Source organism: Azospirillum rugosum (assembly GCF_017876155.1).
Lineage (GTDB): Bacteria > Pseudomonadota > Alphaproteobacteria > Azospirillales > Azospirillaceae > Azospirillum > Azospirillum rugosum.
Genome location: NZ_JAGINP010000025.1, coordinates 1 through 23,671 on the forward strand (window position 1 = coordinate 1; position 23,671 = coordinate 23,671).

The 23,671-nt window shown below is 69.0% G+C and carries 21 protein-coding genes; 18 read left to right on the plus strand and 3 right to left on the minus strand.

Translation table 11 applies throughout. The features are described 5' to 3' along the window. The first annotated feature begins 589 nt into the window (after positions 1–589). The 18 genes from J2851_RS28010 to pnp all read left to right on the plus strand — a co-directional run bounded on the left by J2851_RS28010 (position 590) and on the right by pnp (position 21,369). Positions 590–1,411, plus strand: coding sequence for a GNAT family N-acetyltransferase (locus tag J2851_RS28010; protein ID WP_209770475.1), 822 nt, complete (start codon positions 590–592; stop codon positions 1,409–1,411). Positions 1,412–1,418: 7 nt separating this feature from the next. Then, a complete protein-coding gene (locus J2851_RS28015) occupies positions 1,419–2,255 on the plus strand; it encodes a lysophospholipid acyltransferase family protein (protein WP_209770476.1) in 837 nt (278 codons plus the stop codon). 290 nt (positions 2,256–2,545) lie between these two features. Then, positions 2,546–3,952 carry a tRNA (N6-isopentenyl adenosine(37)-C2)-methylthiotransferase MiaB gene (miaB, locus tag J2851_RS28020; protein WP_209770477.1) on the plus strand — a complete coding sequence of 469 codons (1,407 nt, stop codon included), beginning with the start codon at positions 2,546–2,548 and terminating at the stop codon, positions 3,950–3,952. A 56-nt stretch (positions 3,953–4,008) separates the two neighbouring features. Continuing rightward, a complete protein-coding gene (locus J2851_RS28025; RefSeq protein ID WP_246500991.1) occupies positions 4,009–5,016 on the plus strand; it encodes a PhoH family protein in 1,008 nt (335 codons plus the stop codon). Next, positions 5,016–5,546 (plus strand): rRNA maturation RNase YbeY, encoded by a 531-nt coding sequence (gene ybeY, locus J2851_RS28030; protein ID WP_209770478.1) that lies wholly within the window; start codon positions 5,016–5,018, stop codon positions 5,544–5,546. The genes J2851_RS28025 and ybeY overlap by 1 nt, the downstream gene beginning before the upstream one ends. After that, complete coding sequence (locus J2851_RS28035; RefSeq protein WP_209770479.1) at positions 5,543–6,460, plus strand: hemolysin family protein; 918 nt, start codon at positions 5,543–5,545, stop codon at positions 6,458–6,460. Before ybeY ends, J2851_RS28035 begins: the two co-directional genes overlap by 4 nt. Positions 6,461–6,666: 206 nt before the next feature. Further along, complete coding sequence (gene lnt / locus J2851_RS28040; protein ID WP_209770480.1) at positions 6,667–8,268, plus strand: apolipoprotein N-acyltransferase; 1,602 nt, start codon at positions 6,667–6,669, stop codon at positions 8,266–8,268. A 111-nt stretch (positions 8,269–8,379) separates the two neighbouring features. Further along, the gene (locus J2851_RS28045; protein ID WP_209770481.1) at positions 8,380–8,871 is read left to right on the plus strand and encodes a helix-turn-helix domain-containing protein; all 492 of its coding nucleotides are present in this window, start codon (positions 8,380–8,382) and stop codon (positions 8,869–8,871) included. A 267-nt stretch (positions 8,872–9,138) separates the two neighbouring features. Then, positions 9,139–10,308: a methionine adenosyltransferase gene (gene metK, locus J2851_RS28050; protein ID WP_209770482.1), complete on the plus strand. Its 1,170-nt coding sequence runs from the start codon at positions 9,139–9,141 to the stop codon at positions 10,306–10,308. A gap of 72 nt (positions 10,309–10,380) precedes the next feature. Then, complete coding sequence (trmB, locus tag J2851_RS28055; protein WP_209770483.1) at positions 10,381–11,091, plus strand: tRNA (guanine(46)-N(7))-methyltransferase TrmB; 711 nt, start codon at positions 10,381–10,383, stop codon at positions 11,089–11,091. 280 nt (positions 11,092–11,371) lie between these two features. Beyond that, a complete protein-coding gene (rimP, locus tag J2851_RS28060; protein ID WP_209770484.1) occupies positions 11,372–11,857 on the plus strand; it encodes a ribosome maturation factor RimP in 486 nt (161 codons plus the stop codon). Between the two features lie 56 nt (positions 11,858–11,913). Continuing rightward, positions 11,914–13,449 carry a transcription termination factor NusA gene (nusA, locus tag J2851_RS28065; protein WP_209770485.1) on the plus strand — a complete coding sequence of 512 codons (1,536 nt, stop codon included), beginning with the start codon at positions 11,914–11,916 and terminating at the stop codon, positions 13,447–13,449. A 45-nt stretch (positions 13,450–13,494) separates the two neighbouring features. Then, positions 13,495–14,196, plus strand: a complete 702-nt coding sequence (locus J2851_RS28070) for an RNA-binding protein (protein ID WP_209770487.1) — start codon at positions 13,495–13,497, stop codon at positions 14,194–14,196. 14 nt (positions 14,197–14,210) lie between these two features. Further along, positions 14,211–17,021, plus strand: a complete 2,811-nt coding sequence (infB, locus tag J2851_RS28075; RefSeq protein ID WP_209770489.1) for a translation initiation factor IF-2 — start codon at positions 14,211–14,213, stop codon at positions 17,019–17,021. A gap of 159 nt (positions 17,022–17,180) precedes the next feature. Continuing rightward, on the plus strand, positions 17,181–17,741 hold the full coding sequence (gene rbfA, locus J2851_RS28080) for a 30S ribosome-binding factor RbfA (protein WP_209770491.1): 561 nt from the start codon (positions 17,181–17,183) through the stop codon (positions 17,739–17,741). After that, the gene (gene truB / locus J2851_RS28085) at positions 17,731–18,669 is read left to right on the plus strand and encodes a tRNA pseudouridine(55) synthase TruB (RefSeq protein WP_209770492.1); all 939 of its coding nucleotides are present in this window, start codon (positions 17,731–17,733) and stop codon (positions 18,667–18,669) included. Before rbfA ends, truB begins: the two co-directional genes overlap by 11 nt. Before the next feature lie 15 nt (positions 18,670–18,684). Then, positions 18,685–18,954 carry a 30S ribosomal protein S15 gene (gene rpsO, locus J2851_RS28090; RefSeq protein ID WP_209770494.1) on the plus strand — a complete coding sequence of 90 codons (270 nt, stop codon included), beginning with the start codon at positions 18,685–18,687 and terminating at the stop codon, positions 18,952–18,954. Positions 18,955–19,245: 291 nt separating this feature from the next. Next, on the plus strand, positions 19,246–21,369 hold the full coding sequence (pnp, locus tag J2851_RS28095; RefSeq protein ID WP_209770496.1) for a polyribonucleotide nucleotidyltransferase: 2,124 nt from the start codon (positions 19,246–19,248) through the stop codon (positions 21,367–21,369). A 125-nt stretch (positions 21,370–21,494) separates the two neighbouring features. On the opposite strand, the gene J2851_RS28100 is transcribed toward pnp, so the two are convergent. The 3 genes from J2851_RS28100 to ypfJ form a co-directional block, all read right to left on the minus strand. After that, entirely contained in the window at positions 21,495–21,827 is a 333-nt protein-coding gene (locus J2851_RS28100) for a DHCW motif cupin fold protein (protein WP_209770498.1), read from the minus strand. Positions 21,828–21,864: 37 nt separating this feature from the next. Next, the gene (locus J2851_RS28105) at positions 21,865–22,593 is read right to left on the minus strand and encodes a pyridoxamine 5'-phosphate oxidase family protein (protein ID WP_209770500.1); all 729 of its coding nucleotides are present in this window, start codon (positions 22,591–22,593) and stop codon (positions 21,865–21,867) included. Between the two features lie 110 nt (positions 22,594–22,703). Next, positions 22,704–23,618, minus strand: coding sequence for a KPN_02809 family neutral zinc metallopeptidase (gene ypfJ / locus J2851_RS28110; RefSeq protein WP_209770501.1), 915 nt, complete (start codon positions 23,616–23,618; stop codon positions 22,704–22,706). Positions 23,619–23,671: the final 53 nt, after the last annotated feature.

Here is a 23,671-nt window from a genome sequence, read left to right on the forward strand (position 1 = left end):
GTCCGATCCCCGCATCGTTCCCTCGCCGGCCGCTTTCTCCACGACCGGAGAGAATCACGACCAGCCGGCTGAGCCCAGCCTTTTTCCGCGTCCTGCTAAGGCCGCGAAGGCTTGAGCGTTGTCTTCCGGCGGACCGCCGCTCCGGCGGTCCGTTCCGGAAACCGGTTCCTGCGGTCCGCGCACCGCGGACCGGGCGGCCGTTCCGGATAATTGGCCGGTCCCGAATACTTCGAATTCCATACCGTTTCCTTTGCTTTCGTCATCCGACCCTTGGGAGTCTCCCAATGGCCGGGACGGGGCAGGGCTGGTCCGCCGACCATGGGGCGTACACGCGGTTCCCGCGATGATGCCCTCGCGGTTCGCGCGATGATGCCCTCGCGGTTCCCGCGATGATGCCGTTGACCGGCAACCCGCCATTTGTGCTATCCCTAACGAGCGATCGGTGCCATGGGATCGGGCCGGGCTCCCCCTGGAGCGCCGGCAACCGGCATGGGCCGGACGCGTCGCCGATTGAAAAACGCCGCCGTTTGGCGCAGCTTCACACCGCTCAACCGTCACGCCCCCTTTCACTACGCCTGCGAACCGTCGAATGGCTGATACGAGCATGGACCAGGACAGTTCCTCCGAACTGCGCATGGGTTCCCTGGAAGTCAGGCTGGCGGAAAGCGCCGCCGAGGTCGACTGGGCGCAGGCGCTCCGCTACCGCGTCTTCTACGAGGAGATGTCGGCGATCCCGACCCCCGACATGGCGGCGCGCCACCGCGATTTCGACGACTTCGACACGCTGTGCGACCATCTGCTGGTCATCGACCACGCGCGCGGCGACGGCCCGGAAAGCGTGGTCGGCACCTACCGGCTGATCCGCCGCTCGGCGGCGGCGAAGGCCGGGCGCTTCTACTCCAGCGACGAATACGACATCAGCCGGCTGGTGAACCTTCCCGGCGAGATCCTGGAACTGGGCCGGTCCTGCGTGGACGCCGCCTACCGCACGCGCGGCAGCATGCAGCTGCTGTGGCGCGGCATCGCGGCCTATGTCTTCCACCACGACATCGCGCTGATGTTCGGCTGCGCCAGCCTGCCGGGCACCGATCCGGCCGCCCTGGCGGAGCCGCTGGCCTACCTGTACCACCACCACCTCGCCCCGCCGGAGCTGCGCCCGGTGGCACTGCCGGAACGGCATGTCAGCATGGACCTGCTGCCGCGGGAGGGGATCGACCCGAAGCGGGCGCTGACCGTGCTGCCGCCGCTGATCAAGGGCTACCTGCGGCTGGGCGGCTTCATCGGCGACGGGGCGGTGATCGACCATCAGTTCAACACGACGGACGTGTCCATCGTGGTGAAGACCGACCTGATCACCGACAAATACTCCAAGCACTACGAGCGGCGTGGTCATTTCGGTCAGACCGCGTGAGCCGGCCATGACGGCAGAGGTTGAGGAGACGGGCGCCCGCCCGCTGGGCTCGCCGATCCGGGGCGCGTTGCGCCTGGCGCTGTATCTCGCCTGGACGCTGCTGCTGGTCCCGGTGCAGGCGCTGGCGGTGGCGCTGAAGCTGCCGCTGCGTTACCGCCTGCCGCTGCTCTACCACGGCGTCTGCGCCCGCATCCTGGGCTTCGAGGTGGTGGTGCGCGGGGAACGCGCGCAGCCGGGGCCGGTGCTGTTCGTCTCCAACCATTCCTCCTACCTGGACATCACGGTGCTGGGCTCGGTCATCCCGGGCTCCTTCGTCGCCAAGAGCGAGGTGGCCGGCTGGCCCTTCTTCGGCGCGCTGGCCAAGCTGCAGCAGACCGTCTTCGTGGAGCGCAAGGCCCGAAGCGGCGTGGAGAAGCAGCGCGACGAGCTGGGCGCGCGGCTGGACGCCGGCGACAACCTGATCCTGTTCCCGGAAGGCACGTCCAGCGACGGCAACCGCACGCTGCCCTTCAAGACGGCGCTGTTCGCGGTGGCCGCCCGGCGCATCGGCGGCACGCCGCTGACCGTGCAGCCGGTCAGCATCGCGCCGACCCGGCTGGACGGCGTCCCCATGGGCATCGCCTTCCGGCCCTGCTACGCCTGGTACGGCGACATGGACCTCGCCCCGCACCTGTGGACGGTCTTCACGCTCGGCCGCATGACGGTGGAGGTGGAATTCCACCCGCCCGTGACCATCGAGGGCTTCTCCAGCCGCAAGGCACTGGCCGACCACTGCCAGCGCGCCGTCGCCCAGGGCGTGGAACGCGCCGTCTCGGGCAAGCACACCCCGCCGCAGGGGCATTGATTCTCCTTTCTCCGGGGCAGGGCGGTCGCATGTGGCGTTCAACCCTCTCCCCTCTGGGGAGAGGGCAGGGTGAGGGGGCCCCGCCACCTTGGTACGTCCGGCAAAAGCGCAACCCCCTCACCCTAACCCTCTCCCCAGAGGGGAGAGGGAACTTCATTTGCGGCCGCGGTTGACTCGTTTTGGCGCACTCGTGCTACCATATAGGCCGGAAGCGATGCCGCGGCGCGGCGGGTCGCGCGCCGGGCCTGCGCGGGTCGGCGCGCCTTTTTGTTTTGGGGCGGAAGGGATCGTTGAGTAAGAAGCTCTTCATCAAGACCTGGGGCTGCCAGATGAACGTCTACGACTCCGCCCGCATGGCGGATGTCCTGGCACCCCTGGGTTACCGGCCGGTGGACGAGCCGGACGGCGCCGACATGGTGATCCTCAACACCTGCCACATCCGCGAAAAGGCATCCGAGAAGGTCTTCTCGGAACTCGGTCGCCTGCGCCAGCTGAAGGACATCAAGGCGGAGGCCGGCGACGGCCGCATGATCGTCGCGGTGGCCGGCTGCGTCGCCCAGGCGGAGGGGGAGGAGATCGTCGCCCGCGCCCCCTACGTGGACATCGTCTTCGGCCCGCAGACCTACCACACCCTGCCGGAGATGGTGGCGAAGGCCAGCCGCCGGGCGGGCAGCGTGCTGAACACCGACTTCCCCGTGGAGTCCAAGTTCGACTTCCTGCCGGACGAAAGCGCCGCCCAGGGCGTGGCCGCCTTCCTTGCCGTGCAGGAGGGCTGCGACAAGTTCTGCACCTTCTGCGTCGTCCCCTACACCCGCGGCGCGGAGTTCTCGCGCACCGGCGCGCAGATCCTGGCGGAGGCCCGGCGCCTCGTCGCCGGCGGCACGCGGGAGATCAACCTGCTGGGCCAGAACGTCAACGCCTGGCACGGCGACGGGCCGGACGGCGCGACCTGGGGCCTCGGCCGGCTGGTCCGCGAACTGGCGGAGATCGACGGGCTGGAGCGCATCCGCTACACCACCTCCCACCCGCGGGACATGGACGACGACCTGATCCGCGCCCATGCGGAGGTGCCGCAGCTGATGCCCTACCTGCACCTGCCGGTGCAGGCGGGCTCCGACCGCGTGCTGGCGGCGATGAACCGCAAGCACACGGCCGACGACTACCGGCGCATCGTCGACCGCCTGCGCGCGGCCAAGCCGGATCTCGCCCTGTCGGGCGACTTCATCGTCGGCTTCCCCGGCGAGAGCGACGCGGACTTCGCAGAGACGCTGCGGCTGGTGACCGACGTCGGCTACGCCCAGGCTTACTCGTTCAAATACAGCCCGCGCCCCGGCACCCCCGCCGCCCTGGAGACCGCCCAGGTGCCGGAGGATGTGAAGGACGCCCGGCTGGCGGCACTCCAGCAGCTGCTGAACGCGCAGCAGCAGGCCTTCAACCAGAGCTTCGTCGGCCAGACGGTGCCGGTGCTGTTCGACCGCGTCGGCAAGCGCGGCGGGCAGCTGCTGGGCAAGAGCCCCTACATGCAGTCGGTGCATGCCGAAGCCAACGATCGGCTGTTGGGACGGATCGTGGAGGTGCGGATCGACGCCGCCCACCCGAACAGCCTGGCCGGCACCGTGGCGACCGGCGAATACACCTCGTCCCCGACCGGTCAAATCGGCCGAAACGGGACCCAAACCCTGGAGGCGACCGTTTGAACGGCTTGCCCGATCAGCGAATCGATCTGAACTTCGACGACAACCGGCTCCTGCCGATGCTGTACGGGGAGCATGACCGCCACCTCGCCCGCATCGAGAACCAGTTGGGAGTCTCCCTGATCTCCCGCGGCAACACGCTGACCATCGCCGGTCCGGCGGAATCCGCCGAGACCGCCCGGTCCGCGCTCGACGCGCTCTACGAGCGGCTGAAGCGCGGCATGGCCGTCGGCACCGGCGAGGTGGACGCGGCCGTGCGCATGGCCACCGGCACCGGCGGCGCGCTCCGCGACCAGACGCTGGCGACGCTCAGCCGCGGGGAGGTCGCGGTGCGGACCCGCCGCAAGGGGGCGATCACCCCACGCTCGCCCATGCAGGCGACCTACCTCCAGGCGCTCGCCGAGAGCGAGATGGTCTTCGGCCTGGGCCCCGCGGGCACCGGCAAGACCTACCTCGCCGTGGCGCAGGCGGTGGCGATGCTGACCACCGGCCAGGTGGACCGCATCATCCTGTCGCGCCCCGCCGTGGAGGCGGGGGAGCGGCTGGGCTTCCTGCCCGGCGACCTGAAGGAGAAGGTCGATCCTTACCTGCGTCCGCTCTACGACGCGCTGCACGACATGCTGCCGGCGGAGCAGGTGAAGAAACGGCTGGAATCCGGCGAGATCGAGATCGCGCCGCTGGCCTTCATGCGCGGCCGCACGCTCGGCAACGCCTTCGTCATCCTGGACGAGGCGCAGAACACCACGCCCATGCAGATGAAGATGTTTCTCACCCGCCTGGGCGAGGGCGGCCGCATGGCGGTGACCGGCGACATCTCGCAGACCGACCTGCCGGCCGGCACCAAGTCCGGCCTGCGCGAGGCGCTGGACATCCTGCAGGGGGTGGACGGCATCCGCTTCGTCCATTTCACCGACGTGGACGTGGTGCGCCACCCGCTGGTCGCCCGCATCATCCGCGCCTACGACCGCTTCGACAGCCAGACCAAGGCTGCGCGCCGCCCGGCCGCCCCCCGCAATGGGAATGGCGACGGCGCCGCGTCCGACCCCGCGGGGGAGGGGGCGCCGTGATGGCCGTCGACGTCGCCGTTTCACGTGAAGCAGGCGCCTGGGCCGACGACGCCGAATGGCTGTGCGAGCGCGCGGCGTTGGCTGCGCTGGCCGCCAGCTACGACGAGGAGGAGGGGCCGGCGGAGCTGTCCGTCGTGCTCGCCGACGACGCGCTGGTGCACCGGCTGAACCGCGACTACCGCGGCAAGGACAAGCCGACCAACGTTCTGTCCTTCGCCCTGACCGAGGCCGAGGAGCCGGAGTTGGGCGAGGACGCCCCGGTCATGCTGGGCGACGTCATCCTGGCCTGGGAGACCGTCGCCCGCGAGGCCGCCGAGCAGGGAAAGACGCCTTCGGATCACATGACCCACCTTGTGGTGCATGGCGTTCTTCATCTTCTCGGGTATGATCACGAGACGGACGACGAGGCCGAGGAGATGGAGCAGCTCGAAACCGAGGTGCTGGAGACCCTGGGAATCGCCGACCCGTACGCCGCCACGCGCTCTCCGCCCGGGGAGCCGAACCTGGACGAACAACCGCCGGACCGATGAGCGAAATTTCCGACAGTCGAACGCCCCGTGAAGACGGGGCCGAAGACCAGCACTCCCTGGGTCACCTGTTTCGCGGGTGGCTCCGGACCGTCCTCGGGGGGCGCGACGACGCCACCCTGCGCGCCACGATCGAGGAACTGATCGAGGACCAGGACACCGGCGAGGAATCGTTGGGGGCGGGCGAGCGCGCCCTGCTCGCCAACATCCTCAAGCTCCGCGACCGCACCGTCGACGACGTAATGGTGCCGCGCGCCGACATCGTGGCGGTGGAGGTGGACACGCCGTTCCCCGCCCTCGTCCAGCGCATGGCGGAAGACGCCCATTCCCGCATGCCGGTGTACCGCGAGACGCTCGACGACGTCGTCGGCATGGTGCACATCAAGGACGTGCTCGCCGCGCTGGCGCAGGGGAAGGCGGTGGCGCTGGCGGACATCGTCCGCGACCTGACCATCGTGGCGCCCAGCATGCCGGTGGTCGACCTGCTGGTGCAGATGCGCCAGAAGCGCCAGCACATGGCGCTGGTGGTCGACGAGTTCGGCGGCATCGACGGCCTCGTCACCATCGAGGATCTCGTCGAGGAGATCGTCGGCGAGATCGAGGACGAGCACGACGAGGAGGCCTCGCCCCGCCTCGTGGAACGCCCCGACGGCAGCATCATCGCCGACGCCCGCGTCTCCATCGAGGATTTCGAGGAGCGTGTCGGCACCTTCCTGACGGAGGAGGAGCGCGAGGACATCGACACGCTCGGCGGGCTCGTCGTCTCGCTCGCCGGCCGCGTGCCGGGCCGCGGGGAGATGCTGACCCACCCCTCCGGCCTGGAGTTCGAGATCGTCGAGGCCGACCCCCGCCGCATCAAGCGCCTGCGCGTCCGCAACGCCCCCGCCAACAGCTCCGCCCTGGCCGAGGTGGGGTGACATCGTTCTGAAGCGGGGTCGCAGCATTGGGCCCCCACCCTAACCCTCCCCCATCTTCGACGGGGGAGGGGACTGCCGCCGTTCGCGCGCTTAACCCCTCCCCCCGCGAAGTGGGGGGAGGCTGGGAGGGGGGCCCAACGCAACCACCTCTGTCCCGACCGCCTCCTAACCTCCCCCGTCCTCAGTGACATCCCGGAGTTCGCCCCTTGTCCATCACCGACACCCTGACCACCCCAGCCCCGCTGGGCCGCCTTTCCGTGCGCCTTGCCGGGCTTGCCGGGTGGCGGCGGCTGGCCGTGGCCGCGCTGTTCGGCGGGCTGGCGACGCTGGCCTTGCCGCCGGCCGACGCCGTGCCGGTGCTGCTGGTCGCCTTCCCGGGCCTGCTCTGGCTGCTCGATGGGGCGCGGACGGGGCGGCAGGCCTTCGCGGTCGGTTGGTTCTTCGGCTTCGCCCACCATCTGCTCGGCCTTTATTGGATCAGCGCCGCGCTGTTCACCGACATCGGCCGCTTCTGGTGGGCGCTGCCGCTGTCCGCCGCGGGGCTGCCCATCCTGATGGCGATGTTCAGCGGCTTCACGACTCTGCTCGTGTGGAAGCTGCGGGCGACGGGGCTGGCGCGGGTGTTCCTGTTCGCCGCGTCCTGGGCGCTGTTCGAGTGGCTGCGCGGGCACATCTTCACCGGTTTCCCGTGGAACCTCATCGGCTATGGCTGGACCGGCTTCCTGCCGGTGCTGCAGAGCGTCTCCCTGTTCGGCATCTACGGCCTCAGCCTGCTGACCGCGCTGGTCGCGGCGCTGCCGGCGGTGCTGGGCGGCTCCGCACCGTCATCCCCGGCGGACCGCCGCCGCGGCTGGGGCGCCGTCGCCGCCGGGCTGGCGCTCTTCGCCGCGCTGGGCGCCTGGGGCGGGATGCGGCTGGCCGGTGCGTCCGACGAGACGGTGCCGGGCGTCCGCCTGCGGCTCGTCCAGCCGGCCATCGACCAGCGCCTGAAATGGGCGCCGGGCGAGCGCGTGCGGAACGTCCAGCAACAGATGGACCTGTCGGCCGCCGAGCCGGCATCACCCTCGGCCGGGCCGCCCACCCACGTCATCTGGGCGGAGACCGCCGTGCCCCTGTTCATCGAGCAGGACGCCCGCGTCCGGCAGGCGCTGGGATCCGTGACGCCGCCCGGCGGGCTGCTGATCACCGGCGCCCCGCGCGCCGCCGTGGATGCCGAGGGCGAGCAGCGCTACTACAACAGCATGGTGGCGGTGGACGGCAGCGGCGCGATCGCGGGCAGCTTCGACAAGTTCCACCTCGTCCCCTTCGGCGAGTACATGCCGCTGCGCCGCTGGCTGCCGGTCGGGGCCATCGCCGGCAACGGGGCGGAGTTCTCGGCGGGGCCGGGACCGGTGACGCTGGACCTCAAGGGCCTGCCGCCGGTCAGCCCCCTGATCTGCTACGAGGTCATCTTCCCGAACGCCGTGATCGACCGCGACCATCGGCCGCAATGGCTGCTGAACCTCACCAACGACGCGTGGTACGGCAACACCGCCGGGCCGCACCAGCATTTCGCCATCGCGCAGACCCGCGCGGTGGAGGAGGGGCTGCCCCTCGTGCGCGTGGCGAACACCGGCATCTCGGGCGTCGTGGACGCTCATGGACGCATAGCAGCAATGCTCGCACTTGGTCACAGGGGTGTGGTCGATACAGCCTTGCCGAAAGCCCTTCCAATGCCCACACTTTACGGTTGGATGGGCGACGGGGTGTTCGGAGTACTGCTCCTGATCTGCTTCGCCGTCGGCCTGTCCGCTCGACAACGCCGCTAGCGCAACCAACAATCTTTTTCAATCACGCGCATCAGGAGCGGCGGGGCGCCCTTGACTGCATACATGGATATGTCGTATCAAGGTTGCACAACTGTTTCAGGGAATTAGAGAATGCCAGCAACAGCAACGCGGGGCCGCCGGGCGTCAGCCGGCCGTCCCAAGACGGGAAAGCCGAACCCGATTGACGTTCACGTCGGTTCCCGCGTCCGGTTGCGCCGGACCCTTCTGGGCATGAGCCAGGAAAAGCTCGGTGAGGCCATCGGCCTGACCTTCCAGCAGGTGCAGAAGTACGAGCGCGGCGCCAACCGCATCGGCGCCTCCCGCCTGTTCGATCTCAGCCGCGTCCTCGACGTGCCGGTGTCCTTCTTCTTCGACGACATGCCGGCCGAGGCGGCCGCTGCGCCGGTGGACGATGACGATGTGGCCGGCGGCGCCGTCGAGGAGCGTTCCTCGGGCGGTTACGAGCCGGATCCCATGGCCAAGCGCGAGACGCTGGAGTTGGTGCGCGCCTACTACCGCATCAACGACCCGTCGGTGCGCAAGCGCCTGTTCGAGCTGACCAAGGCGGTCGCCAACTCGGGCATGGTCGAAGCCGCCGAGTGACGGCCCGGGCGATGGCCCCGACACGGATCTGAAGAATTGGGGGGAGCGGCTTGCCGGCCGCACCCCCCGGTTTGCTTTTTGCGAACCCGCGACTCCCGCGCCGGATTGCCGGCCGGCGGGGCCAAAGACGTTCGGCAAAGGGAGATTGCTTGACCCACGCGGCAATTCTTGCCAAATACGGTCGAGGATCGGCTATCCAATAAAGCGCAATGACCGATCCCAAGCTTCTTGTGTGAAAAGCACTCCCGTCCATTGCCGAGGTTCGCCGTGGCCAAGCTCAACTACGTCTTCACCAGCGAGTCCGTGTCCGAGGGTCATCCGGACAAGGTGTGCGACCGCATTTCCGACGCGATCGTCGACCTGTACCTGTCGCACGACCCCTACGCCCGCGTGGCGGTGGAGACTCTGGCCACGACCAACCAGGTGGTGCTGGCCGGCGAGGTGCGCGGGCCGGAGAGCATCACGCCGGACATGCTGGTGCAGGTCGCCCGCGCCGCGGTGAAGGACATCGGCTACGAGCAGGACGGCTTCCACTGGGAGAAGATGGACGTCAAGTGCTTCGTCCATTCCCAGTCGGCCGACATCGCGGTGGGCGTTGACGCCGCCGGCGAGAAGGACGAGGGCGCCGGCGACCAGGGCATCATGTTCGGCTACGCCTGCAACGAGACCCCGGCGCTGATGCCGGCGCCGATCTACTACTCCCACGCCATCCTGAAGTCGCTGGCCGAGGCGCGCCACTCCGGCGCCGCCCCGCAGCTCGGCCCCGACGCCAAGAGCCAAGTGACCCTGCAGTACGAGAACGGCCGGCCGGTGCGCGCCACCGCCGTCGTCGTCTCCACCCAGCACGCCGACGGCCTGACCCAGGACGAGGTGCGCGAGATCGTCCGCCCGCACGTGCTCAACGTCCTGCCGCAGGGCTGGATGTGCGACGAGGCGCATTTCTACGTCAACCCGACCGGGCGCTTCGTCATCGGCGGGCCGGACGGCGACGCCGGCCTGACGGGCCGCAAGATCATCGTCGACACCTATGGCGGCGCGGCCCCGCACGGCGGCGGCGCCTTCTCCGGCAAGGATCCGACCAAGGTCGACCGCTCGGCCGCCTACGCCGCGCGGTATCTCGCCAAGAACGTGGTGGCCGCCGGCTTGGCCGAGCGCTGCACGATCCAGCTGTCCTACGCCATCGGCGTGTCCAAGCCGCTGTCGGTCTACGTCGACACCCACGGCACCGGCCAGGTCGACGAGGACCAGCTCTCCGCCGTGCTGCAGAAGCTGGTGGACCTGTCGCCCCGCGGCATCCGCACGCACCTCGGCCTGAACAAGCCGATCTACGCGCGCACCGCCGCCTACGGCCACTTCGGCCGCGACGCCGAGCCCGACGGCGGCTTCGCCTGGGAGAAGACCGACCTCGTTGGCGACCTCCGCACGGCGTTCTTCTAAGATCGACCGGTTTGGTTTGGAGTGCAGGGGCCTTTTCGGCCCCTGCACCCGTTTCAGGACCCCGCTTTCATCATGACCGACTCTCTTCCGGACGCGTCCAAGCGGCTGTACGGGCGGCGCAAGGGCCGTCCGCTGCGCAAGCGCAAGACCGAACTGCTCGACACGCTTCTGCCCGCGCTGCAAATCCCGGCGATCCAGCCGGACGAGCGCATCGACCCCCACGCCCTGTTCCCGAACCCGGTGCGCGACGTCTGGCTGGAGGTCGGCTTCGGCAGCGGCCACCACATGGCCTGGCAGGCCGCCAACAACCGCGACGTCGGCGTGATCGGGGCGGAGCCCTTCATCAACGGCGTGGCCGGCCTGCTGAAGCTGGTGGACGACGAAGGCGTGCAGGACAACGTCCGGGTCCTGCCGGACGACGCCCGCCCGCTGCTCGACGCCCTGCCGGACGCCTCCATCGGCCGCGCCTTCGTCCTGTTCGCCGATCCCTGGCCGAAGAAGCGCCATTGGGAACGCCGCTTCATCGGCCCGGCAAACCTGCCGCGCCTGTCCCGCGTCCTGAAGGACGGGGCGGAGCTGCGCCTGGCCAGCGACGACATGGGGCTGGTGCGCTGGATGCTGGAGCACACGGTCAAGCACCCGGACTTCGAGTGGACCGCCCGCGGCCCGTCCGACTGGCGCCACCGCAGCGAGGACTGGCCGCCGACCCGCTACGAGGAAAAGGCCATCGAGGCCGGCCGCAAGCCGGTCTTCCTGCGCTTCATCCGCAAGCCGCGGGGGTAACAGGGTCCTTGAATGCCGGGTCGGGATCGGGGGTCGCCACCACCGGCGCGGCCCCCACCAGACCGCCTTGCATAGGCCGTGTCGGAAAAGCGCTTGCGGCTTGCTCCGGAATGTCTATATTCACCGCATGAACCCATACGGATCGGCGGCTCGGGAAACCGGGCCGGCGGGACGCTTTGCGGGTGGGCTTAGGCCCACTTATTTTTTTATCAGCGTGTCGAATCCTCGGTTTGGTCCCAGGGCACCGGTCCGGGGAGACCGCGAGGGCGGGTCAGGTGGAATGGAAGCAACCGGTCGTATCGAGCAGATCATCACGCCGTCCGTCGAGGCCATGGGCTACGAGGTCGTGCGTGTGCAGTTGACCGGTGGGCAGCGCATGGTTCTGCAGGTCATGGCCGAACGCGCCGACGGCGCGCCCATGACGGTCGAGGACTGCGCCGACATCAGCCGCGCCATCTCCGCGGTTCTCGACGTCGAGGATCCGATCAAAAGCGCCTACACGCTGGAGGTCAGCTCGCCCGGCATCGACCGGCCGCTGACCCGGTTGAAGGATTTCGAACGCTTCGCCGGTTTCGAGGCCAAGCTGGAGACCCGGCTCGCCGTCGATAACCGCAAGCGCTTCAAGGGCATGCTGAAGGGCGTCGAGGACGGCCTCGTGTGCATCGAAACGGAACAGGGAGCCGCCCGCCTGGAGTTCGACAACATCCTGCGCGCCAAGCTGGTTTTGACGGATGAACTGATCCGCGCCAGCCAGGAGCAGGGTTGACGGCCCGGTCCGGGTTCGACCCGCAAGAACAAACGCCAGTCCAGGAAGTGTGACGGATGGAACTGCTGCAAGTCGCTGACGCGGTCGCCCGCGAAAAGAACATCGACCGGGACGAGGTCCTGGAGGCGATGGAACAGGCGATTCAGAAGGCCGGTCGCTCCAAGTACGGCCACGAGCACGACATCCGCGCCCGCATCGACCGCAAGACCGGCGACATCCACCTGACCCGCCACCTGGAGGTGGTCGAGACGGTGGAGAACGAGGCGACCCAGGTCACGCTCGCTTATGCCCAGCGCCGCAAGCCCGGCGCCCAGGTCGGCGATTTCCTGGTCGACCCGCTGCCGCCCATCGATTTCGGCCGCATCGCCGCGCAGACCGCCAAGCAGGTCATCGTCCAGAAGGTCCGCGACGCGGAGCGCAAGCGCCAGTTCAACGAGTACAAGGACCGCATCGGCGAGATCGTCAACGGTCTGGTCAAGCGCGTCGAGTACGGCAACGTCACGGTGGACCTCGGCCGGGCCGAGGCGATCCTGCGCCGCGATGAGCTGCTGCCGCGCGAGCATTTCAAGAACGGCGACCGCGTGCGCGCCTACATCTACGACGTCCGCGAGGAAGCGCGCGGCCCGCAGATCTTCCTGTCGCGCACGCATCCGATGTTCATGGCCAACCTGTTCAAGCAGGAAGTGCCGGAGATCTACGACGGCATCATCGAGATCAAGGCGGTCGCCCGCGATCCGGGCAGCCGCGCCAAGATCGCGGTGATCAGCCACGACAGCTCCATCGACCCGGTCGGCGCCTGCGTCGGCATGCGCGGCAGCCGCGTCCAGGCCGTGGTGGGCGAGCTGCAGGGCGAGAAGATCGACATCATCCAGTGGAACCAGGAGCCGGCGACCTTCATCGTCAACGCCCTGGCTCCGGCCGAGGTCGCCAAGGTCGTGATGGACGAGGAGAACAGCCGCATCGAGGTGGTGGTGCCGGACGACCAGCTGTCGCTGGCCATCGGCCGCCGCGGCCAGAACGTGCGGCTCGCCACCCAGCTCACCGGCTGGGACATCGACATCCTGACCGAGCAGGAGGAGTCGGAGCGCCGCTCCGAGGAATTCCGCACCCGCTCGCAGCTCTTCATGGACGCGCTGGACGTGGACGACGTGATCGCCCATCTCCTGGTCGCCGAGGGCTTCTCCTCCGTGGAGGAGATCGCCTACGTCGAAACCGAGGAGCTGGCCGAGATCGAAGGCTTCGACGAGGACGTGGCGGAGGAGCTGAAGCAGCGCGCCCTGAACTTCCTGGAGGAGCAGGACGTCCGCATGACGGAGAAGCGCCAGACGCTCGGCGTCGAGGATGCGGTCGCGGAAGTGACCGGCTTCACGCCGACGCAGCTGGTCAAGCTGGGCGAGAACGGCGTCAAGACCATGGACGACCTCGCCGACCTCGCCGCGGACGAGCTGCGCGACATCCTCGGCAAGGACGGCCCGTCGGAAGACGAGGCCAACGAGATCATCATGGCCGCCCGTGCCCACTGGTTCGATGGCGAGGAGGGTGCGCCGCAGGCGGCGCAGCCGCCCGCCGACGGCCAGCCGGCACAGGGATGAGCCGGCACGGTTGGGTAAGTCAGGTTTGGGACTGTATCGGTACGGATGGTTGGACTGAACGAAGCGATTGGACAAGACCCGGAAGGGCTGCCGCCGTGTGAGCCGCAGGAGCCCGCGGACCTGGAACAGGGTCCGCTGCGCCGCTGCGTCGCCACGGGCACGGTGCAACCCAAGGACGGGATGATCCGCTTCGTGGTCGCGCCGGACGGTGAGATCGTCCCCGACCTGGAGGAGCGGCTTCCCGGCCGTGGCTTGTGGCTGACGGCCGAGTCGTCGGCGCTGGCCAGGGCGGTGGGCAAGAACCTGTTCGCCAAGGCGGCGCGGCGCGCGGTGCGCGTTCCGCCCGATCTGGCGGAGCGGCTGGAGCGGTTGCTGGAACGGCGGTGCCTGGATGCCTTCGGGCTGGCGCGCCGGGCCGGGCAGGCTCTGGCCGGCTACGAAAAGGTGCGCGAGGCGCTGAAGACCAACCAGGTCGCACGCGCCGGACCGCCCCGTCTCCTGGTCGAGGCCAGCGACGGATCGCCCGACCAGCGGGGCAAGATCACAGCGCTGGCGCCGGATATGCCGGTGGTCGACCTCTTCGACTCGGCGGCGATGGCCGCCGCGCTGGGGAGGGAAGCCGCGGTGCATGCGGTGGTGGCGCGCGGGAAACTGGCCGAATCCTTGGCCCGTGACTCGGCGCGTCTCAAGGGTATCAAGGGCTTTGTCGCCGGCACTGCGCCGGCCGGCCGCGGAAGCAACGTCTGACCATTCGGGAACCGATGACCGACAGCAACGACCAGGACCACAAGAAAGTCTTGCACCTCTCCGGCTCCGGCAAAGGGAAGCTGGAGCTGAAGAAGCCGGTCGAGACCCAGGTCCGGCAGAGCTTCTCCCATGGCAGGTCGAAGCCCGTGACCGTGGAGGTCAAGCGTAAGCGGGCCGTGGAGAAGGGCGCCCTGCCGGGCGTGGCCGACGGCGGCGCCGCCGCGCGTCAGGCCGCGCAGGGCATCCCCGTCCGCGGCGGGCCGGGCCAGCGCCAGCGCGGCGGCGGCGGTGCCGTCCGCCAGCTGACCAACCAGGAACGCGAGGCGCGCATCCGCGCCCTCCAGGGCGCCGCCCAGGAGGAGCGCCGCCGCGCCGAGGTGGAGGCCGAACTCGCCGCGCTTGCGGCGGAGGCCGAGGCCGCCCGTGCCGCCGAGGCGGCGGAGGCCGCCGCCAACGCCGACACCCAGGTGATCGAGGAAGAGCCGCAGGTGCTCGACCCCGAGACGCTGCGCGAGCGCGAGCTTGCGGAGCTGCGGGGGATCGAGGAGGCGGAGCGCGCCCAGGCCGCGGAGGCCGAGCGCCGGCGCCAGGAAGAGGAAGCCAAGCGCAAGGAGGCCGAAGAGGCCAAGCGCCGCGACGCCGAGCCGCAGCAGCGGCGCGACGGCCAGGGTGCCCGCCCGGCCGGCGGCCCCGGTGCCCGTCCGGCGGCCGGTGGCCCCGGCGCCCGCCCCGCGGCGGGTGGTCCCGGTGCCCGCCCGGCCCCGGGTGCGGACGCCCAGGCTCCGCGCGGTCCGGCCCCGGCCGGCGCCGTTCCCGGCCGCTTCGGCGATGAGGAGGAGGACCGCGGCGGTGCGCGCGGCAAGCCGGGCAACAAGAAGGCTCCAGCCCCCGCCCCGGCGCGCAAGGCCGCTCCGGGCGCCGACCGCCGCAAGGGTTCCAAGATGACCGTCTCGCAAGCCCTGAGCGACGAGGGTGGTGAGCGCACGCGCTCGCTGGCCGCCGTCCGCCGTGCCCGCGAGCGCGAGCGGCTCCGTCAGATGAGCCGCCAGGAGACCCAGAAAGTGACTCGCGACGTCGTCCTGCCCGAGGTGATCACCGTCCAGGAGCTGGCGAACCGCATGGCGGAACGCGGCGCCGACGTGATCAAGCAGCTGATGCGCATGGGCGTGATGGCCACCATCAACCAGACCATCGACGCCGACACCGCGGAGCTGGTCATCGCCGAGTTCGGCCACCGCGTGCGCCGCGTGTCGGAGGCCGACGTCGAGGTGGGCCTGCGCGGCAACGACGATGCGGCGGCGGTCCTGGTGCCGCGGCCCCCGGTCGTCACCATCATGGGCCACGTCGACCACGGCAAGACCTCGCTTCTGGACGCCCTGCGCCAGACCGACGTGGTCAGCCGCGAGGCCGGCGGCATCACCCAGCACATCGGCGCCTATCAGGTGCAGCTGGAATCCGGCGCGAAGATCACCTTCATCGACACGCCGGGCCACGCCGCCTTCACCGAGATGCGCGCCCGCGGCGCCAACGTCACGGACGTGGTGGTGCTGGTCGTCGCCGCGAACGACGGCGTCATGCCGCAGACCATCGAGGCCATCCACCACGCGAAGGCCGCGAAGGTTCCGATCATCGTCGCCATCAACAAGATCGACCTGCCCGACGCCAAGCCGGAGCGTGTCCGCCAGGAACTGCTCCAGCACGAGCTGGTGGTGGAAGAGTTGGGCGGCGACATCCAGACCGTGGAAGTGTCGGCCAAGGCCAAGCGCAACCTGGACAAGCTGGAGGAGGCCATCCTCCTGCAGGCCGAAATCCTGGAGCTGAAGGCCAACCCCGACCGCACCGCCGAAGGCGTGGTGGTCGAGGCCAAGCTGGAGCGCGGCCGCGGTTCGGTCGCCACCGTGCTGGTCCAGCGCGGCACGCTGAAGGTCGGCGACGTGTTCGTCACCGGGTCGGAGTGGGGCCGCGTCCGCGCGCTCGTCAACGACCGCGGCCAGAGCGTCGAGGAAGCCAGCCCGGCCAGCCCGGTCGAGGTGCTCGGCCTCAACGGCACGCCGCTCGCCGGCGACGATTTCACCGTCGTCGAGTCGGAAGCCCGCGCCCGCGAGATCGCCGAGTTCCGCCAGCGCAAGAAGCGCGAGGCGGCGGTGGCGGCCTCGGCCCGCGGTTCGCTGCAGGACATGTTCAGCCGCATCCAGGCCGGCGAGGCCAAGGAACTGCCGGTCGTCATCAAGGGCGACGTGCAGGGCTCGATCGAGGCGATCTCCAACGCCCTGGAGAAGCTCACGGCCGAGAACACCGAGGTCAAGGTCCGCGTGCTGCACGCGTCGGTGGGTGCGATCAACGAGTCCGACATCACGCTGGCGAACGCGTCCAACGCGATGGTCATCGGCTTCAACGTCCGCGCCAACCCGCAGGCCCGCGACATGGCCAAGCGCGACAGCGTCGAGATCCGCTACTACTCGATCATCTACAACGTGATCGACGACGTGAAGGCGGCGCTGACCGGCATGCTGTCGCCGACGCTCCGCGAGCGCTTCATCGGCTACGCCGAGATCCGCGAGGTGTTCAACATCACCAAGGTCGGCAAGGTCGCCGGCTGTATGGTCACCCAGGGCACGGTCAAGCGTGGCGCCGGTTGCCGCCTGCTGCGCGACAACGTCGTCATCCACGAGGGCACGCTCAAGACGCTCAAGCGCTTCAAGGACGAGGTCAAGGAAGTGCGCGAGGGTTACGAGTGCGGCATGGCATTCGAGAACTACGACAACATCCTGGCCGGCGATATCATCGAGGCCTTCGAGATCGAGGAGGTGGCGCGCGAGCTGTAAGCTCGCCGCCACGCCTTGGTCCTCTGGGCCGGTCCTTCGGGCCGGTCCTCCGGACCCGGCCGTTTTCAGACAGACTTCGGACAAGGGCGCCCGTGCGCCCTTGTCCTGTTTTCGTGGGAGGCCAGATCCCTCCCGCACCGCTTTTTCGGGATCGACACCATGAGAAAAAAACACGACGCAGCCGGCAAGCCCCCGTCCCAGCGGCAACTGCGCGTCGGCGAGGAACTGCGCCACGCGCTTGCGGAACTGCTCCAGCGCGGCGATTTCCACGACCCCGAACTGGCGGATCTGAACGTCACCGTGACCGAGGTGCGGATCAGCCCGGACCTGCGCAACGCCACCGCCTTCGTCACGCCGCTGGGCGGCGGCCACATGGACGAGACGCTGGCGGCGCTGCGCCGGGCGGGCCCGTTCCTGCGCGGCCAGATCGCGCGCGCCATCAACCTGCGCTACGCCCCGACGCTGAGCTTCGAGGCTGACACCTCCTTCGACTACGCCAGCCACATCGACAACATCCTGCACAGCCCGGCCGTCGCCCGCGACGTGGGCTACACCAGCCTCGCCCACGTCAACGGCGACGATGAGGACGAGGACGACGAGGATGATTCCTGGGACGAGGACGACCTCGACGACGAGGATGCCCCGGACAAGGACGAGGATGGGGACGAAGACGAGGAGGATGAGGACGACGCGCCGCGCGGGGGCAAGCGTGGCTCGTAAGCGTAGGGGGGAGGCGATCCATGGCTGGATCGTGCTCGACAAGCCGGAAGGCCTGACGTCCACCCAGGCGCTGTCCAAGGTGCGCCGCCACCTGAACGCCGAGAAGGCCGGGCACGGCGGCACGCTGGACCCGCTGGCCACCGGCATCCTGCCCATCGCGCTGGGGGAGGCGACCAAGACCGTCTCCTACGCCATGGACGGCGAGAAGACCTACCGCTTCACCGTCCGGTGGGGCGCCCGCACGACCACCGACGACCGCGAGGGCGCGGTGGTGGAGACATCCGACGTCCGCCCGGACGCGGACGCGATCCGCGCGGCGCTTCCCGCCTTCCTCGGCCACATCGAGCAGATCCCGCCGCAGTTCTGCGCCATCAAGGTGGACGGCGAGCGCGCCTACGACATCGCCCGTGGGGGCGACGCCGTGGACTTGGCCGCCCGCACCGTGCGCATCGACCGGCTGGAACTGGTCGAGATCCCGGACGCCGACCATGCGGTGCTGGAGGTGGATTGCGGGAAGGGCACCTACGTGCGCTCCATCGCCCGCGACCTCGCCGAGCGATTGGGGACGGTGGGGCACATCGCGACGTTGCGCCGCCTGCGCGTTGGGTCTTTCAACCTGGAGCGGGCGATTTCCCTGGACGATCTGGTCGCGATGGAGCAAGGTGCGGCCGTCGAAAGACTTCTGCTGCCGATCGAGACCGCGCTGGACGACATCCCGGCGCTGGCCCTGACGGACGCGGAAGCGCACCGACTGAAACACGGCCAGACGGTGGCCCTCCTCACCCGGCAGGACCGCGAGCGCCTTACGGCGATCCGCGGCGATGTTGGTGGGGATGGCACCGTCATTGCGCTTTTCGGCGGCAAGCCGGTGGCGCTGGCGCGGGTGGAGGGGGCGGAAGTCCGTCCGGTGCGCGTCCTCAACCTTTAAGATACGGAGACCCCGATGTCGATCACCCCCGATCGCAAGCAGGAACTGATCAAGGAATATTCCCGCGGTGAGGCCGACACCGGCTCGCCCGAGGTCCAGGTCGCGATCCTGTCCGAGCGCATCCGGAACCTGACCGAGCACCTGCAGGGCCACAAGAAGGACTTCCACTCCCGCCGTGGTCTGCTGGTCATGGTCGGCCAGCGCCGCCGTCTTCTTGACTATCTCAAGAAGAAGGACAACAGCCGCTACGCCACGCTCATCGAGCGTCTGGGCCTGCGCCGCTAAGCGTTGAGGCGTCCGTCCTGGTGACCGAACACACGCTCCGATCCGCCCTCGGTCCGCCGCACCATTTCCTGGTGCGCCACCCAAGCTTGAGGGTGGGACCGTCGCGCGGGTCGGGGCGTTCGGCTGTTGGCGAAGGTATGTTTTGATCAGACGGCCGGCCCCGGACCTTCCGGGACTGGCCGTTTGTCGTTTTAGCCCCTGCTCGGGGCTTCATGCGGGGTCGAACGACTGGTGGCCCCGGCTTAGGCCAGCAATCCGGCGGGCCTAGGTGTCGGATGGAAGGAAGACGCAATGTTCAAGGTTTACCGCAAAGAAATCGAATGGGGTGGGCGCAAGCTGACGTTCGAGACGGGCAAGATCGCCCGTCAGGCCGATGGCGCGGTCCTGGTCACCTATGGTGAGACCACGGTCCTGTGCACGGTCGTCGGCGCCAAGTCGCCGAAGCCCGGCGTCGATTTCTTCCCGCTGACGGTCAACTACCAGGAAAAGTCCTTCGCGGCCGGCAAGATCCCCGGCGGCTTCTTCAAGCGCGAAGGCCGCCCGACGGAAAAGGAGACGCTGGTCAGCCGCCTGATCGACCGTCCCATCCGCCCGCTCTTCGCCGACGGCTTCCGCAACGAGACGCAGGTCATCTGCACCGTGCTGAGCCATGACCTGGAGAACGATCCGGACATCGTCGCCATGGTCGGCACCTCGGCCGCCCTGACCATCTCCGGCATTCCGTTCCTGGGCCCGATCGGTGCTGCGCGCGTCGGCTACGTCGACGGCCAGTATGTGCTGAACCCGACCATGGACCGCGTCGACGGCTCCGACCTCGACCTCGTGGTCGCCGGCACCCAGGAAGGCGTGCTGATGGTCGAATCGGAAGCCAAGGAGCTGACCGAGGAGGTCATGCTCGGCGCCGTCATGTTCGGCCACAAGAGCTTCCAGCCGGTCATCGACGCCATCATCGACCTGGCCGAAGAGTGCGCCAAGGAGCCGTGGGACCTGCCGGAGCCGGCCTATGACCGGGCATCCCTGAAGGCGAAGCTGCGCGAGACGGTTGGCGCCGACGTGGAGGCCGCCTACACCGAGACGGTGAAGCAGTCCCGCTACGAGAAGATCGGCAACGCCAAGGCGAAGGCGCTGGAGGCTCTGGCCGAGTCCTTCGAGTCCCAGGCCATCGCGACCGAGTTCAAGGAGCTGGAGGCCGACATCCTGCGCGGCGCCGTCCTGAAGACCGGCCGCCGCATCGACGGCCGCGACACCAAGACGGTCCGCCCGATCGTGTCGGAGGTCGGCGTGCTGCCGCGCGCCCACGGCTCGGCCCTGTTCACCCGCGGCGAGACCCAGGCGCTGGTCGTCACCACGCTGGGCACCAGCCAGGACGAGCAGATCATCGACGCGCTGGAAGGCGAGTACCGGGAGCATTTCATGCTCCACTACAACTTCCCGCCGTACTCGGTCGGTGAAGCCGGCCGCATGGGCTCGCCGGGCCGCCGCGAGATCGGCCACGGCAAGCTGGCCTGGCGCGCCATCCACCCGCTGCTGCCGAAGAAGGAAGAGTTCCCCTACACGCTGCGCGTGGTGTCGGAAGTCACGGAGTCCAACGGTTCGTCGTCGATGGCGACGGTCTGCGGCACGTCCCTGTCGCTGATGGACGCCGGCGCCCCGCTGGCGCGCCCGGTGGCCGGCATCGCCATGGGCCTGATCAAGGAAGACACGGGCTTCGCCGTGCTGTCCGACATCCTGGGTGACGAGGATCACCTGGGCGACATGGACTTCAAGGTGGCCGGCACCGACAAGGGCGTCACCGCGCTCCAGATGGACATCAAGATCACCTCGATCACCGAGGAGATCATGAAGATCGCCCTGGGCCAGGCCAAGGACGGCCGCCTGCACATCCTGGGCGAGATGGCCAAGGCCCTGACCGGCGCCCGCGAGGCGGTGAACCAGAACGCCCCGCGCATCACCGTGATCAACATCCCGAAGGAGAAGATCCGCGACGTGATCGGCTCCGGCGGCAAGGTGATCCGCGAGATCGTGGAGCAGACCGGCGCCAAGATCGACATCGAGGACGACGGCACGGTGAAGGTCGCCGCCGTCGACAACAAGGCCGCCCAGGCCGCCATCGACTGGATCAAGGGCATCGTCGCCGAGCCGGAGCTGAACGTCGTCTACACCGGCAAGGTCGTGAAGGTCGTCGATTTCGGCGCCTTCGTGAACTTCCTGGGCTCCCGCGACGGCCTCGTCCACATCTCCGAACTGGCGCAGCAGCGCGTCGGCAAGGTGTCGGACGTCGTGTCGCAGGGCGACTCGGTAAAGGTCAAGGTCATCGGCTTCGACGACCGCGGCAAGGTCAAGCTGTCCATGAAGCAGGTCGACCAAGCCACCGGCGAAGACCTGACCAAGAAGGACGCCCCGGCCGCGCAGTGATGCACCGCCTCCTTCGCTGAAACGGAAAATGCCCGAAGAGCGATCTTCGGGCATTTTTTGTAGGCGCGAGTCGAGCAACCCGGTCCGGCCGACCACCCGCAAGCCGATGTGACGTCCGGGCCGCTTCAGTCCACGATGAACAGCTTGGCGCCCGTCCGGGTCGAGGACCGGTGGGCGGCGTCGCCGAAGTTGGAGACTTGGTAGCTCATGCCCGGCAGAAGCTTGAAGGTGCGACCGTCGCGCAGTTCGGTGTCCAACTCGCCCTCCAGCACGTACAGCACATGGCCGCGGTCGCACCAGTGGTCGGCCAGATAGCCCGGCGAATACTCCACGGACCGCACGCGCAGATCACCGATCTGAAAGGTGCGCCACGTGGCCGTCCCGGTTTCGCCGGGGTGCTCGGTCGGCTCGACCTTGCTCCAGTCGGTGATGGTGAAGGGCAGGGCGGGAATGTCCATGATGCGGTCCTTACGGCTTCGGTCGGTGGTCGCGGCCTCACTCTACCCCGAACGTCGTCCGGTGGCTCTCGACCATCACCTCGTCCAGCCGCCGGCCCGCCGTGAAGCCCTTCAGGCCCTCCGGGAAGGCCACGCCGTCCACCAGACGCGGGCAGGGCTCGGGCGCGCCGATGACCTGGGTCACGGGGATGCGGGCGGCGTAGATGGGCAGGGCGTAGTCCTCCTCCTCGTCGCCGACGCCCTTGCTGCGGATCTTGGCGCTGGCCTCCTCGATCTCCATGCCGACGACCATGGTCGCCTTGATCTCCTGCGCGGTGCTGGGGCGCAGCTCGGCGTTGCGGCCGGGGTAGAAGCGGTCGATCATGGCGTCCAGCGCGCGGGCCTTGGCTTCCAGATCCTCGATAATGTGGGCGGTGCCGAAGCACATCGCCGACCGGTAGTCCACGGAGTGGTTGAAGCCGCAGCGGGCGAGCACGAGGCTGTCGAGGTGCGTCACGGTCAGGCAGACCGGCAGCCCCGGCTTCTGCGCGCGCAGCATCCGGCTGGCGGCGGAGCCGTGCCAGTACAGGTGCGTGCCCTCGCGCCAGAAGGCGGTCGGGGTGCAGAAGGGCTGGCCGTCGATGACGTAGGCGATGTGCGCGACCATCGCCGCGTCGAGGATGGCGTGCACGGCCGCGTGGTCATAGCGGCCGCGCTCGTGCAGGCGCTTCACCCGGCTGCGGTCGGTGACGGGGTAGCTGTCGGGCTGGGTGGCGGCGTCGGACATCGGCGGGGCCTCGGGCAAGGGACGTCAATCGGTGAGGCCATATGGCACGACCAATTGGTCCCTTGCGAGGTCCGGAATCGCATCTTCCTATGGGTCCAATTTGAAACCCGTCACAGCCGATCCGCCGCGAAGGTGTCGCAGGAGCGCAGCTGGCCGGAGTCGAACCCCGTGCGGAACCAGCGGACCCTCTGGGCGGAGCTGCCGTGGGTGAAGCTGTCCGGCGCCACCGTGCCGCGCGATTGCTTCTGAAGGCGGTCGTCGCCGATGGCGCTGGCGGCGTTCAGGGCCTCGTCCACGTCGCCGGGCTCGATGATCTGTTTCTGGCGGTTCGCCTGGTTGGCCCAGACGCCGGCAAGGCAGTCGGCCTGAAGCTCCAGCCGCACCGACAGGGCGTTGGCGTCGGCGCGGTTGCCGGCGCTCTGCTGGGCCTGCTGCACCCGGTCGGAGATGCCCAGCAGGTTCTGCACATGGTGCCCGACCTCGTGCGCGATCACATAGGCCTGGGCGAAGTCGCCCGGCGCGCGGAAGCGGTCGCGCAGGTCGCGGTAGAAGCTGAGGTCGATGTACAGCTTCTGGTCCAGCGGGCAGTAGAAGGGCCCCATGGCCGACTGCGCCGTTCCGCATCCGGAATCGACCACGCCGGAGAACAGCACCAGCTTCGGGTCCTGATAGGTACGGCCCATCTGCTGGAACTGCGCCTGCCAGACATCCTCCGTGTCGGCCAGCACGACGGAGACGAAGCGCTTCAGCTCGTCGTCAGCGCCGTTGCGCGGGGCCTGGGACTGCTCATAACGCTGGTCCTGCTGTTGCTGCGGAGCGTTGCCCTCGATCAGGTCCAGCGGGTTGACGCCCAGCAGAAGCGAGACGACCAGCAGGATGGCCAGCCCGCCGATGCCCATCCCGCCGCGCCCGATCGGGATGCGGCCGCCGCCAAGGCCACCACCGAAGCCGCCGCGCGTGAAGCCGCCCGATTCGCCGCGGCGGTCTTCCACATTCTCGCTCTCCCGGCCGCCTTGCCACCGCATCGTCCGATCCTCCGGTCATCCTGGAGCCAAGGAAACCGCCGGAGGGCGTCGCA